The organism is Candidatus Planktophila sp. (genome assembly GCF_044348745.1).
In the GTDB taxonomy this organism is placed as follows: domain Bacteria; phylum Actinomycetota; class Actinomycetes; order Nanopelagicales; family Nanopelagicaceae; genus Planktophila.
Genome location: NZ_JBIKSG010000026.1, coordinates 1 through 13,066, shown reverse-complemented (window position 1 = coordinate 13,066; position 13,066 = coordinate 1). Strand labels below are relative to the sequence as shown.

General features: G+C 45.5%; 12 protein-coding genes and 1 tRNA gene. 8 read left to right on the top strand and 5 right to left on the bottom strand.

Features of this window, described 5'->3' with window-relative positions; all coding sequences use genetic code 11:
* The 3 genes from AC9UH7_RS04875 to aceE all read right to left on the bottom strand — a co-directional run.
* On the bottom strand, positions 1-181 hold a 181-nt coding region (locus AC9UH7_RS04875), incomplete at its 3' end, for a hypothetical protein (RefSeq protein WP_509595816.1).
* 2 nt (positions 182-183) lie between these two features.
* The gene (locus tag AC9UH7_RS04870; RefSeq protein WP_509595814.1) at positions 184-1,920 is read right to left on the bottom strand and encodes an alpha-1,4-glucan--maltose-1-phosphate maltosyltransferase; all 1,737 of its coding nucleotides are present in this window, start codon (positions 1,918-1,920) and stop codon (positions 184-186) included.
* Positions 1,917-4,637, bottom strand: coding sequence for a pyruvate dehydrogenase (acetyl-transferring), homodimeric type (gene aceE, locus AC9UH7_RS04865; protein WP_509595811.1), 2,721 nt, complete (start codon positions 4,635-4,637; stop codon positions 1,917-1,919). Before aceE ends, AC9UH7_RS04870 begins: the two co-directional genes overlap by 4 nt.
* Before the next feature lie 116 nt (positions 4,638-4,753).
* Here aceE and AC9UH7_RS04860 point away from each other — a divergent pair, with 116 nt between their 5' ends.
* From AC9UH7_RS04860 to AC9UH7_RS04830, 7 genes are all read left to right on the top strand, one after another.
* On the top strand, positions 4,754-5,134 hold the full coding sequence (locus tag AC9UH7_RS04860; RefSeq protein WP_509595819.1) for a DUF3052 domain-containing protein: 381 nt from the start codon (positions 4,754-4,756) through the stop codon (positions 5,132-5,134).
* Positions 5,135-5,143: 9 nt separating this feature from the next.
* The gene (locus AC9UH7_RS04855) at positions 5,144-5,596 is read left to right on the top strand and encodes a peroxiredoxin (RefSeq protein WP_509595808.1); all 453 of its coding nucleotides are present in this window, start codon (positions 5,144-5,146) and stop codon (positions 5,594-5,596) included.
* 53 nt (positions 5,597-5,649) lie between these two features.
* A tRNA-Val gene (locus AC9UH7_RS04850) sits at positions 5,650-5,721 on the top strand.
* 18 nt (positions 5,722-5,739) lie between these two features.
* On the top strand, positions 5,740-6,726 hold the full coding sequence (locus tag AC9UH7_RS04845) for a polysaccharide pyruvyl transferase family protein (RefSeq protein ID WP_509595807.1): 987 nt from the start codon (positions 5,740-5,742) through the stop codon (positions 6,724-6,726).
* A gap of 152 nt (positions 6,727-6,878) precedes the next feature.
* Positions 6,879-7,421, top strand: coding sequence for a YceI family protein (locus tag AC9UH7_RS04840; RefSeq protein ID WP_509595804.1), 543 nt, complete (start codon positions 6,879-6,881; stop codon positions 7,419-7,421).
* 117 nt (positions 7,422-7,538) lie between these two features.
* Positions 7,539-8,267 carry a zinc ribbon domain-containing protein gene (locus AC9UH7_RS04835; protein WP_509595801.1) on the top strand — a complete coding sequence of 243 codons (729 nt, stop codon included), beginning with the start codon at positions 7,539-7,541 and terminating at the stop codon, positions 8,265-8,267.
* Complete coding sequence (locus AC9UH7_RS04830) at positions 8,268-9,350, top strand: histidine phosphatase family protein (RefSeq protein WP_509595799.1); 1,083 nt, start codon at positions 8,268-8,270, stop codon at positions 9,348-9,350.
* On the opposite strand, the gene AC9UH7_RS04825 is transcribed toward AC9UH7_RS04830, so the two are convergent.
* On the bottom strand, positions 9,351-10,784 hold the full coding sequence (locus tag AC9UH7_RS04825; RefSeq protein WP_509595797.1) for an aminotransferase class I/II-fold pyridoxal phosphate-dependent enzyme: 1,434 nt from the start codon (positions 10,782-10,784) through the stop codon (positions 9,351-9,353).
* Positions 10,785-10,840: 56 nt separating this feature from the next.
* On the opposite strand from AC9UH7_RS04825, the gene gabT reads away from it, so the two are divergent.
* On the top strand, positions 10,841-12,181 hold the full coding sequence (gene gabT, locus AC9UH7_RS04820; RefSeq protein WP_509595794.1) for a 4-aminobutyrate--2-oxoglutarate transaminase: 1,341 nt from the start codon (positions 10,841-10,843) through the stop codon (positions 12,179-12,181).
* Here gabT and AC9UH7_RS04815 read toward each other — a convergent pair.
* Positions 12,178-13,066, bottom strand: an 889-nt coding sequence (locus tag AC9UH7_RS04815) for a gamma-glutamyltransferase (protein WP_509595791.1), incomplete at its 5' end; no start/stop codon positions are given. The genes gabT and AC9UH7_RS04815 overlap by 4 nt on opposite strands.

Sequence of the window (13,066 nt, the reverse complement as noted above, 5' to 3'; positions counted from 1 at the left end):
GCAATGCTCCTGTCTCATCACGCTTTACTTGCGCTCCAAGGGCTTTCCAGAGCTGTTCATGGCGGCCTTCTCCGATTAGGTATAGATCTAACTCACCAAGTGAGGAGTGAGGATTTAAAAATGACGCCGGAGCTATCTCACTGTTCTTATCTTTTCCAAGAAACCTTGAGAATATTCCCATTTCTAGATCTTCACTTGCACGATATGTGCCACTTTGCCCACTGGGCGTGTGGGGTTTAATGAAACATATGTGTGTGGGTTCCAGTTCATGGAAGAACCATCTAAAAGGTCTTTCACTTCAAAGTCTTGTGCCGGAAGACCTAAAGCATCCATGTTCCAATGCACAGTAGTTCCTTGGGCAAAGTTTGGATCTAAATTAACAACTATGAGAATTAAGTCTTTACCTTCACGTTTTGAATAAGCGATAACTGCATCTGAATCGGTTGTATGGAAGATGAGATTGCGTAATCGCTGCATAGCAGGGTGGGCTTTTCGGATTGCATTGAGTTGAGCGATGTAAGGAGCAAGTGAAAGACCTTTTTTGATAGCTCCTTCCCAGTCACGCACCTTAATCTCGTACTTTTCAGAATCTAAATACTCTTCGCCGCCTTCTTTGAAGGCACGGTGTTCATATAGTTCATATCCGGCATACATGCCCCAGGAAGGAGTCAAAGTCGAAGCAAGCACTGCGCGCAAAGCAAACATTGCAGGGTTTCCACTCTGCAGATGGAATGGATTGATATCTGGGGTGTTCACCCAAAAGTTTGGTCTAAAGAACGCGCTAGTGGTTTGTGATACCTCCTTGGCATATTCAGTGAGCTCCCACTTACTGGTGCGCCACGTGAAGTATGTGTAGGACTGATGAAAACCGGCTTTTCCAAGTGCATGCATCATGGCCGGGCGGGTAAATGCCTCAGCTAGGAAAACTACTTCAGGAGATTTGGCATTAACTATTGCAAGCAAGTCTTGCCAGAAGTGGACTGGCTTGGTGTGTGGGTTATCCACGCGGAAGATCTTGACTCCCTTTGAAACCCAGAAACGAATGATTCGAAGTACTTCATCACGAATGCCTTCGTAGTCATCATCAAAGTTAATGGGGTAAATATCCTGATACTTCTTGGGCGGATTTTCTGCATAGGCAATGGTTCCATCAGCTCGCTTGTTAAACCATTCTGGGTTGCTTTTCACCCAAGGATGGTCAGGAGATGTTTGCAAGGCAAGATCCATTGCAATTTCAAGTCCCTGCTTACCAGCAGCCTTCACAAATTCTTCAAAATCCTTCATGGTTCCAAGTGCTGGATTAATCGCATCGTGGCCACCATCGGCATTACCTATTGCCCATGGCACTCCGCAGTCATCCGCTTTAGCTTCAAGAGTGTTGTTCTTTCCTTTGCGATGTGAAATTCCAATTGGATGTACTGGCGGTAGATATAAAACATCAAAACCCATAGCGGCAACACCAGGTAAGCGCTTAGTTGCTGTGGCAAAAGTTCCAGAAGTTACTGAGCCATCAGCATTTCTTATTGCACCTTCACTACGTGGAAAGAATTCATACCAAGAGCCAACTAATGCTCTATCCCTATCTGCGCGCACAGGGTATTTATCTGATTCACCCGTAACAGTGCGATATTGGGAAGTGCTTGAAGCCTTAACCACGAAGTAGAAATCGCCTTCGGCCGGTACTGTGAAGCTGCCTTCGTAGCGATCAGTGCCAGGAGATTTTTCAATTAGCGGCTGGCAATCAACCATTTTATTCTTAGCATTAAACAAGCACACCTCAGCACTTAATGTTTCATGGCCTTCAATTGTGATGGTTGCGCTAACAGAAATGCTCTCTCCTGCAATGGCTTTAACAGGAACAAATTCTCCCCCGAAGTAAACAACGGGGGAGATATCTGAGATTGGAATTCTAGAGATCAACCTGAGCCTTCTGTATTGCCAGCATCTGCAGCTGAGACATCGTGAATACGATACTTATCCATCGCCTTTGTGACAATGCTTTGCTTGATATCACCTTGATTACATAGTTGCTGCAACACGGCAATTGCGATGGATTCAGCGTCAACATTGAAGTGACGACGAAGTGCTCCGCGAGTATCGGATAAACCAAAGCCATCTGTTCCTAGTGAGTAAAAAGGTTGCTCAACCCATGGAGAAATCTGATCCTGGACTGCGCGCATGTAATCACTTACGGCAATTACTGGACCACGTGCACCCTTGAGTTTCTTGGTGATGTATGCGGTGCGCTTGTCTTTTGGATTAAGAAGGTTATGACGATCTGTTTCTAGACCATCACGACGAAGCTCATTCCATGAAGTTACTGACCAGACTGAAGCCTTAACGCCCCAATCATCAGCTAGAAGTTGTTGCGCCTTGAGAGCCCAGTTAACTCCAACACCAGATGCCAAAATCTGGGCATTTTTCTTTCTCTTGTTGGTAGCTGGTGAATAGAGGTAGATGCCCTTGAGCAAGCCTTCAACATCTAGGTTTTCTGGCTCTGCAGGATGCACGTATGGCTCGTTGTAAACAGTGAGGTAGTAATAAACGTTTTCACTGTTTTCACCATACATACGGCGCAAACCATCTTTAACGATATGTCCCAGTTCAAAGGCAAATGCTGGGTCATAAGCAACTACTGCCGGATTTGTTGCGGCAAGCAGAAGTGAGTGACCATCTTCGTGTTGCAAACCTTCACCGTTAAGCGTTGTGCGTCCAGCTGTTGCACCAACTACAAATCCTCGTACCAACTGATCTGCAGCAGCCCAGAAAGCATCGCCTGTGCGTTGGAAACCAAACATAGAATAGAAAATGTAAACAGGAATCATTGGTTCATCATGTGTTGAATATGAAGAACCAACAGCAGTAAATGAAGCAACAGATCCTGCTTCGTTAATGCCTTCATGCAAAATAACACCCGAAGTTGATTCCTTATATGAAAGCATCAATTCACGATCAACCGCTGTGTACTTCTGACCATGCGGTGAGTAAATCTTCATGGATGGGAATAATGAATCCATACCAAAGGTGCGAGCTTCGTCAGGAATAATCGGAACAATACGAGCACCAAGTCCTGGATCTTTCACGAGATCTTTCAACATTCGAACAAATGCCATCGTTGTAGCGATCTCTTGCTGACCTGAACCACGCTTAACCGACTCATAGACTGAATCATCAGGCATTGTCAGTGGTCGTGATTGAGTGCGTCGACGTGGAATTGATCCACCTAACTCGGCGCGACGCTCAGCAACGTACTTAGCTTCTGGAGAATCTGGTGCTGGCAAGTAGTAAGGAGGTAAGTACTTATCCAACTTAGAATCTGGAATATCAAGATGCAAGGTGTCACGGAATTTTTGAATATCTTCCAGTGTCATCTTCTTCATCTGGTGAGTTGAGTTGCGACCTTCAAAGTGTGAGCCAAGTGTCCAGCCCTTGACAGTCTTAGCCAAGATGACTGTTGGGCGACCATTCTTGGCAGTTGCAGCTGTGTATGCAGCAAAAAGCTTCTGATAATCATGCCCACCGCGCTTGAGGTTCCAAATTTGATCATCAGACCAGTTAGCAACTAATGCTGCAGTGCGAGGGTCACGACCAAAGAAGTTGTCGCGCACATACTTTCCAGACTCAGCCTTAAAGGTTTGATAGTCACCATCTAGGGTTTCATTCATCAATTTAACGAGTGCGCCTTCACGATCTTGGGCCAATAAAGGATCCCAACCGCGTCCCCACACAACCTTGATGACGTTCCAGCCAGCTCCACCAAAGATTGATTCAAGTTCCTGAATAATCTTGCCGTTACCGCGCACTGGTCCATCTAGGCGCTGCAAATTACAGTTAATGACAAAAGTTAAGTTATCTAGTTTTTCTCGAGTAGCAAGACCAATTGCACCTAATGCATCAACCTCATCTACTTCACCATCACCTAGAAAGGCCCACACATTTTGATCACTGGTGTCTTTGAAGCCACGATTATGCAGGTAACGGTTATAGCGTGCTTGATAAATTGCATTCAGTGGCCCAATACCCATTGACACTGTTGGGAACTGCCAAAAATCTGGCATCAAACGTGGGTGAGGGTAAGAAGAAAGTCCACCACCTGGGTGTGAAAGTTCTTGGCGGAATCCATCTAGTTGATTTTCAGAAAGGCGACCTTCTAGAAAAGCACGTGCATACATTCCTGGACTTGCATGTCCTTGGAAGAAAATTTGGTCTCCGCCACCTGCGTGGTCTTGTCCGCGGAAGAAGTGATTAAAGCCAACTTCATATAGAGCAGCAGAAGATGCATAAGTTGAGATGTGTCCACCAACTCCAACACCTGGCCGCTGTGCGCGGTGCACCAACATTGCTGCATTCCAACGGTTAATCCGTCGGATCTTGCGCTCTAAATCTTCATCTCCTGGAAATGGAGCTTCATGTTCAGGAGCAATAGTGTTGATGTAATCAGTTGCACGTAAGGCGGAAATTCCAACGTTTTTCTCTCTTGCATGATGCAAAAGGTTAAGCATTAAGTAGCGAGCGCGCACCGGGCCGGCAGCGTTCAGGGCGGCATCTAAGGAGGCTCGCCATTCAGCTGACTCAGCAGGGTCGGTATCGACTAGTTGTTCAATATTGAGATCGGGCGCATCGAAGTTTTCGCTCATGTGCCTATTCTTGTCTGTACTGCCCCGTAAGTCGAAATTGAGGGGGTGTGAAATTGGCCTAATTACCCCTTGCGCTCAGGGCCAGCATTGTGTGGACTTAGCCTGTGCCTACACGGATGGGATTTGCCAAGGATGACCTGGTTCTAGAGGTTGGCCTTGATACAGATTGTGATTCCACAATACGAGATCAAATCATGGCTATTACCGGCACCACCTTTCTTGAGGATGCAGCATCTGAAGTCGTTGACGCAGTCATATTGTGGTGGCGAGATGGTGATGGTGACTTGGTCGATGAGTTAATGGATGCACTTACCTACTTATCTGAAACTGGTCCCATTTGGGTATTAACCCCAAAGGCCGGCCGCGATTTACATGTCGAACCTAGTGATATTCAAGATGCTGCACCTATTGCAGGACTTAGTCAGACCTCAACAATTGCGCTCGCAGGGGATTGGTCTGCAACTCGATTAGTGGCACGTAAAGCGAGCAAGAGGTAAGTTTGCGCAATGACAACCATTGGACAAGCAGCACCTGATTTTACAATTCCAAATCAGCACGGAGAGGCAGTATCCCTTTCATCATTTAAGGGAAGTAAGAATGTCTTGCTGATGTTTTATCCATTCTCATTTACAGGAACCTGCACAGGCGAGCTATGTGCACTCCGCGATGATCTTTCATCATTTCAAAATGATGATGTGCAAGTTTTAGCCATCTCATGCGATTCTCCTTTCACGCAAAGAGTTTTTGCTGAAAATGAGAGTTACCAATTTCCAGTGCTTTCAGATTTCTGGCCACATGGCGCGGTTGCAAAGACATACGGAGTTTTTGAAGAGTCAAAGGGTTGCGCTCTTCGTGGCAGTTTCTTGATCGATAAAGAAGGAATTCTTCGTTGGGAAGTAAAGAATGGTTGGGCTGCTCGTGAAAATGCAGATTACAAGGCGGCAATTGCTGCTTTGTAAGCGTGATTTAGGAAATTGCGGGCTCGTAAGTTAAGATTTGGGTCTGCAATACCGGGTGGTTAGCTCAGTGGTAGAGCGTCTCGTTTACACCGAGAATGTCGGGGGTTCGAAACCCTCACCGCCCACGTACATGAAAGGGATTGGTGGAACTCATTTTTTCAACAATTAAAAAATGGCGTTTTTCGAGGAATTCCCTAACTACCTTAAACGATATCTCTAAGGGTCAGCGCGTAGTTAAAAGCAAGACTCTTCAGTTTTATTCAGCAAATCGCAATATAGGCAATTACTTGCCAGTCCTGGCAATCCATCAAATGCTTGATCAAGAGTTGGATGTTTGGAATATTCATAAATCCCCAGTTGATTGGGAGTTTGTCCATGAAAACTACGACCACGTAATAGTAGGTGGGGCTGGATTGCTTCACTCTGTCTTTGAAAAGTTTTGGGTAGATCTAGAGAAGAATTGCAAACTGCCAATCATTATTTGGGGTATTGGTGTTTGTCTGCCAGATAACGACTCAGTTAAAGGTGTTCCAAAAGAGGTCGTTCAGTCAGTATTTTCTAGAGCGGTTTATGCCAATGTGCGAGATGAGTTAACGCGAGATTTTTACAGCTTAGCTGCCGAGATTTCAATTACAGCGTGCCCAACCTTGGTTCATGTAGATAACAACTTCACGGTTGCCTCAAAGAATGGTCAGGGCAAGGACATCTTGCATAGCTCTCACGTGGATTTAGAGCCAACTTCTACTACACCGGAAATAAAGCAGATTATTACAGCCGCTGGATTTAATTATAATTTCACTGAAAACATCGAAACTAAAGAGTATCCATTAAAGAATATTCTTAAGATGTATCAAAAATCTGATTTCGTGGTCACTACTCGCTTGCATGGTGCGATCATCGCTTATGCCTTCAAGCGACCATACATTGCGATTTCATATGATCCAAAAATCGCTGCCTTCCATAAACTATATGGCGGCGGGGTCTGCATTACTGATGTAGAACAGTTAGCCCAGACTCTAAAGAGTGATCAATTCAAAATCCCGAGTGAGCATGCCAAGGAATTGGCAAAGGTCAGACAGTTCGGAGTTCTCATCAAGAAGTATCTAGACCAAGATTCACCTGCCAAGTAAGACGGCAAAGTTAACCTCGCCAACCTAGATTTCGGTTTTCCCTGTTCATCTGGATTTAGTTGAAAGTTCAACTATATTAGGTTATGCTTACGCCACACCGCAAAAGCGGATTTAAGCCAAAAGTTCATCTCACACCATAAAGGGAAATAATCATGTCAGTTCTATCAACTTTGCCAGCAGGTACCTTCAACATCGATCCAACACATAGCCGAGTAGGTTTTAGTGCTCGCCACGCGATGGTTACAAAGGTTCGTGGTTCATTTAACGATTTCACAGGCTCAGCAGTTGTTGCAGATGGTGTGGCTTCTATCAATATCGATATCACAGTTGCTTCAGTGGATACACGAAATGCAGATCGTGACGGACACCTACAGTCAGCAGATTTCTTTGATGTAGCTAGTTTCCCAAAGATTACTTTTGCATCAACTTCTGTTAAGGAATCTGGTTCAGACAAGATTTCCGTAGAGGGCAACTTAACAATCAAAGATGTAACAAAGCCAATTTCAATCGAATTTGAATACTCAGGCGCAGCAACAGATCCATTCGGAAATGCGCGCTTTGGTTTTGAAGGTGCGGCCGAGATTAATCGTAAGGATTTTGGTCTCACATGGAATGCTGCCTTGGAAACTGGTGGAATCCTGGTTTCTGAAAACATCAAGCTTGAGTTTGAAATCTCAACAATCGCAGCAAAGTAATCTCTTTAGCCAAGGCCCCGCGAGAAATCGTGGGGCTTTTGCGCTGTTATTTGGTTTTCACTACCTGCTGACCTAAACTTAACCCACACTTACATAAGCGGTCAGGAGAAATTAACGATGAAGGCATCTCCAAGCGACCAGCGTTCAATTTTAGATATTGCGCGATTTGATCAGCAGGTGACATCTCTGCGCCATAAGGCAGCAAATCTTCCTGAACTAGCAGAATTAGCCAGCACAACTACTAAGGCAAACAACGCAAGAGATCTGCGAATTGCAGCAGAGACCGAACTCAGCGATGTGAAGCGAGAATTGCTCCGTGCAGAAGGTGATGTGGAACAGATCGTTATGCGCATTACGCGGGATGAAGCCAGGCTAATCGGCGGTAGTGCATCACCAAAAGAGCTAGAACAACTTCAGCATGAGGTTGGCACACTCGGTGCTCGCAGAGCTGAACTAGAAGAGGTTGAGCTCGAAATAATGATGCGGGTAGATGCAATCAATGAGCGCATTGCATCTTTGAAGTCGGAAGAGGCAGAGCTTGCGGCAGTAATTGCTGATCTTGAAATACGTAAAGAAAATGCAATGGCAACGATTAATAATGATTTAGATGCAATTACAAAGGATCGCAGTCAAACTCTGCAGAGCATCGATAAAGCGCTAGTAGATCTCTATGACAAAGTCCGCGAGTCAACTGGCGGGGCAGGTGCAGCAGCACTTGTTGCAGGGGCATGCACGGGATGCAACCTTTCAATTAATGCAGTTGAGCTAAAGAGAGTTGCTGAAATCGCTGAAGATGAAGTTGTGCGATGTGAAGAATGCCGATGCATTTTGGTGCGTGGAGTTTAAATGTCTCGTCATTTTCATCTAACTGCCGATGGTGGGTCCCGCGGTAATCCAGGTCCTGCAGGATATGGATCAGTAATCACCGAGAACGGAAAAATCATCGCTGAGCTCTATGACTTCATTGGTGTGGCAACCAACAATGTTGCCGAATACAGCGGTCTGATTGCAGGCCTGACAGCCATACATGAGATTGATTCAACGGCAACAGTTGATGTGAAGATGGATAGCAAACTGGTAGTCGAGCAGATGTCAGGCCGTTGGCAGATTAAGCATGCAGATATGAGAGTTTTGGCTCAATCTGCCCGAGCTGCACATAATCCATCTTTAGTTTCTTATTCATGGATTCCACGTGATGAGAATTCACACGCAGATCGTTTGGCCAATAAAGCCCTTGATCAGCAAGCAGGTGGTGGGGAAGTCATTCAGGTACAGCAAAACTATCTGACTGAACGCTTGTTATCTACTGAAAAGGCAACAACGATCTATTTGATTCGACATGGGGAAACTATCTTGACCCCTTATAAGAAGTTTTCTGGAGATGGTCCATTAAATCCAGAGTTAACAGCACAAGGTTTGGAACAAGCCAACAAAGTAGCTTCAGCTGTTGCACAACTAAATCCTGAGGTCATCATCGCTTCTCCACTTAAGCGCACCAGTCAAACGGCAGAGGCCATTTCCCGGGCAACGGGACTACCAATCATTTTTGAAGAATCCTGGATCGAATGTTCTTTTGGAATCTGGGATGGTCTTTCAATTGATGAAGTGAAAGAAAAGTATCCAGCAGATTATCAATCATGGATCTCTTCAACAGGTTTTGCACCTCCTGAAGGTGAGTCATATGACAATGTGGCCTTGCGTATTGATGCGGCTTTAAATCAAATTGCAGCAGAGTATCCAGGCCAAAGAGTTGTAGTTGTAACCCACAACGGAACGATCAAATCCGCTGCCAAAGTTGTTGTAGGTGCGCCTGCAGAAAGTATTTTCCATATTGATGTATCGCCTTGTTCGATAACAACGGTGAGCATCTGGCCAAGTGATGGCCTACGGGCACTACGTAGCTTGAATGAACAGGCCCACCTGCACTAATTATTTTGTTACGCGGTAGGTCGCAAGAGATGCATCGCTAGCATATGCAATTCGCACGCCAGCCTTTTGTGTAGTTGCCAATCCATTCACGATTTGTTCCGTTAAAACTTCACCTGGTGCTACAACAGCAACACCTGGAGGATATGGCGCAATCAAATCAGCGCTAATTCGACCAATTGCATCATTAGCTGAAACAAACTCAGTATCTGCAAAGTAAGCATCACGGATAGACATTGCTACTGTCGGCACAACAGACCAGCTAAGTGATGTTTGAGTTTGTCTAGTTGGGCCTTGCAGTGATTTCAAAATGGGAACCAGTGCGTTTTCAAGAACTTTGAAGTCATCTGCAGTATCGGCCAAGGTCGCTAAGAAAACAATTGTGTCTTGATCTGCCATTTCAACACGGATGTTTGCCTTCCCTAACTCTCTTTCAACATCCACGCCCGATAAACCTAAAATGTTTGCTCGCAAGACAATCTTGGCTGGATCAAAGCGTTGGGGGAGAAAATCACTTGTATCGAGAAATATCGTTGCATCAAAATTTGCCTGAACTGAGGATTTAAAGGATTCAACCAGTGAAATCAAATCTCTAGTTAATTCCTCGCCCCTGGATTCAAGCAGTGCGCGACATCCATCAATCGATGCAAGTGGGGCACCAGCAGGAGAAGTGGTGTGAGTTGTTTCAAAACTTTGTTCAATGCGATCTAGGTTAAGTAACTTTCCTTGTGCCAACAGCAAAGCAGATGCGCTATATCCAGGCAATGCTTTATGAACGCTTGTGATTAAAGCATCTGCACCTAACTGGAGCACATGCTTTGGAAGATGCGAACTAAACCCAAAATGCCCGCCCCATGCTGCATCAACAATTACCGGGATTGAGTTTTCATGAGCTTTCCTTATGAGTGCGGGCAGCTCTGAAATAGTTCCCAGATAACCAGGCTCAGTCAGCAAAAGTGCAATAGGTTTTTGATCTAAGACTCGTTCAAGTTCAGAGACCGGAATCCCTGTTGGAATACCAGTTGCTTCATCTATTTCAGGAGTCAACCAGATTGGTTCTAGTCCTGTGAGTACCAGTGCGCTTAAGACTGATCTATGCGCAGTGCGTGTAATGGCGATCTTGTCACCCGGTTTACCAAGGGCCAAGATGATTGCTTGGTTTGCATGAGTTGATCCACCCGTTGAAAAACGAGCGTAATCTGAGCCCCACAACGATGCTGCTAATGCTTCAGCCTTCTTTAAGGTTCCTTGCGTTAACTTGATTTCATCTAAGCCTCCATAAAGCGGAGTATCAGAATCAACCACTGCGCCAAGACCCTCATCTAATCTGTGAGCCTTTTGCTTGTGACCTGGAATTGTGAATGCTGTGCGCTCAGATTCGAAGTAGCTTAAGTAGGCATCCAGTAGCGGTGCGCTCTTTCTTAACTCTGAGTTCATCTTCTAAGCCTAACCAATGGACTCGCGAGTAGGAAATGATGGCTTAGACTTTACCCATGACAACACTTACCGCATTGACTCAAGAGCGTCGGCTGGTTACCGCTATACCGGGACCAAAATCTCTCGAGGCGCTACAGCGCCGCAGTGAGGCGACATCTGGGGGACTAGGTCTTGCCTTCCCTGCGGTGATTGAGCGTGCAAGTGATGCAATTTTGTTAGACCTAGATGGCAACCAGATCATTGACCTTGGTTCAGGCATTGGGGTAACTAACGTTGGTAACGCAGCACAACGCGTGGTTGATCGTGTGATCGATCAGGTTCAAGCTTTTACACACACATGCTTCACCGTTGCGCCATATCTTGGTTACATCGAAGTGTGCGAAAAGCTTAATGCTTTAACACCAGGCACATTCAAGAAGAAGTCTTTACTTGTTAACTCAGGTGCCGAAGCAGTTGAAAATGCTGTAAAGATTGCACGCCACTACACAAAGCGCCAAGCAATAGTTGTTTTCGAACACAGCTATCACGGTCGTACTAATTTAACGATGGCACTTACTGCAAAGAACATGCCATACAAGGAAGGCTTTGGTCCATTTGCCCCTGAGGTGTATCGCGTTCCAATGCCATATTCATTCCATTGGGTTGGCGATCAAGCAACTATTACAGAAGATGCCATCGAAATGATTACACATAAGATTGATAAGGAAATCGGTGCACACAACGTAGCTGCAATCCTTATTGAACCTATTCAAGGTGAAGGTGGATTTATCGTTCCACCAAAGGGTTTCTTGCCTGCTTTGTCTAAGTACTCAACAGATAACGGCATTATTTTTATCGCAGATGAAGTACAAACTGGCTTTGCCCGCACGGGAAACATGTTTGCCGTAGAGCATGAAAATGTTGTCCCAGACATGGTTGTAACGGCAAAGGGCATTGCAGGTGGACTCCCACTTGCAGGTGTAACAGGCCGTGCTGAAATCATGGACTCAGTTCACGTTTCAGGTCTTGGTGGAACTTATGGTGGAAACCCAGTTGCTTGCGCAGCAGCACTTGGCGCATTGGAAACAATGGAAGCTGAAAATCTTGTTGCTCGAGCAAACCATATCGGTCAGATTCTTGGTGATTCACTTCGTGCAATGCAAGCAAAGTACTCAGTGATCGGTGAAGTTCGCGGTCGCGGAGCTATGCAGGCAATCGAACTAGTGGTTCCAGGCACAAAGACACCAAACACTGCAGCGATGAATGCAATTGTTAAGTACTGCCAGAGCAAGGGTGTTCTTGTGCTTACTGCCGGTACATACTCAAACGTTGTTCGTTTCTTGCCACCAATTGTTATTACAGATGAACTTCTAAAGGATGCCTTAAGCGTTCTTGATGAAGCTCTAGCTTCTCTCTAAATACCTGAGGCCTGGCCTTCGCAGCGAGGATCTGAACCAAATGCGAAGGTTTGATTAGGTAGCACCTGCATTAACTGAACCGATGAGCCATGGCCCCATGCTGCAAGTGGCTTTACATCATGACCTTTCGCGCGTAATTCATCAAGCACGGCGGTTGATACTCGATTTTCAATTTCCAAAACTCCTGTGCCGGTTTCCTCATCTGAACTTTGGCCCGGAGCGTTTAAATGTTGCCAACGAGGCGCTTCAGTTGCTTCTTGCACATTCATCTTTAAGTCCACAACGTTGACGATTAATTGCAGATTCGTTTGAACCTGAATATTGGCACCAGGGGTTCCTCCCACTAGAAACAAAGTTCCATCAGGATTGACCACGGTGAATGCATTGAGAGTATGTGCTGGACGCTTACCCGGAGCAATGATGTTGGGCGAGGCTGGATCTAGAGAGAATCCAGTTAAACGGTTGTTTAGGAGAATTCCAGTTTCAGGGATTATCCAGGAGCTACCAAACCCATGGAATACAGATTGGATCCAAGAGACTGCATTGCGATCTTTATCTGCGACTAAAAAGTAAGTTGTGTCGCTGCCTTCAGAAACAGGTGCGATATCAGTCAGCGCAGTATCCATAGAAATCTGTGATGTGCGAGCGTCGATGTTTTCCTTTGACAAGATCTGCTTGACATTAACGTCGATGAACTCAGGATCGCCCAATATTGCATTTCTATCAGCAAAGCCAATCTTTTTAGACTCCACGCCAACGTGGATTCGATCTGCCTCTGAAAGTGCTGTGATGTCAAAGCGCTCATTAATGAGCAACTCTTCCATGAGGATCATTCCCTGAGTTGGGGGAGGTTGACCATAGATAGTCAGGTCGCGATATTTAACA

What these genes read in the sequence shown, in the direction of transcription:
- aceE (WP_509595811.1), bottom strand. Translation starts at nt 4,637, where the DNA reads ATGAGCGAAAACTTCGATGCGCCCGATCTCAATATTGAACAACTAGTC.
- AC9UH7_RS04860 (WP_509595819.1), top strand. Translation starts at nt 4,754, where the DNA reads ATGGGATTTGCCAAGGATGACCTGGTTCTAGAGGTTGGCCTTGATACA.
- AC9UH7_RS04855 (WP_509595808.1), top strand. Translation starts at nt 5,144, where the DNA reads ATGACAACCATTGGACAAGCAGCACCTGATTTTACAATTCCAAATCAG.
- AC9UH7_RS04840 (WP_509595804.1), top strand. Translation starts at nt 6,879, where the DNA reads ATGTCAGTTCTATCAACTTTGCCAGCAGGTACCTTCAACATCGATCCA.
- AC9UH7_RS04835 (WP_509595801.1), top strand. Translation starts at nt 7,539, where the DNA reads ATGAAGGCATCTCCAAGCGACCAGCGTTCAATTTTAGATATTGCGCGA.
- AC9UH7_RS04830 (WP_509595799.1), top strand. Translation starts at nt 8,268, where the DNA reads ATGTCTCGTCATTTTCATCTAACTGCCGATGGTGGGTCCCGCGGTAAT.
- AC9UH7_RS04825 (WP_509595797.1), bottom strand. Translation starts at nt 10,784, where the DNA reads ATGAACTCAGAGTTAAGAAAGAGCGCACCGCTACTGGATGCCTACTTA.
- gabT (WP_509595794.1), top strand. Translation starts at nt 10,841, where the DNA reads ATGACAACACTTACCGCATTGACTCAAGAGCGTCGGCTGGTTACCGCT.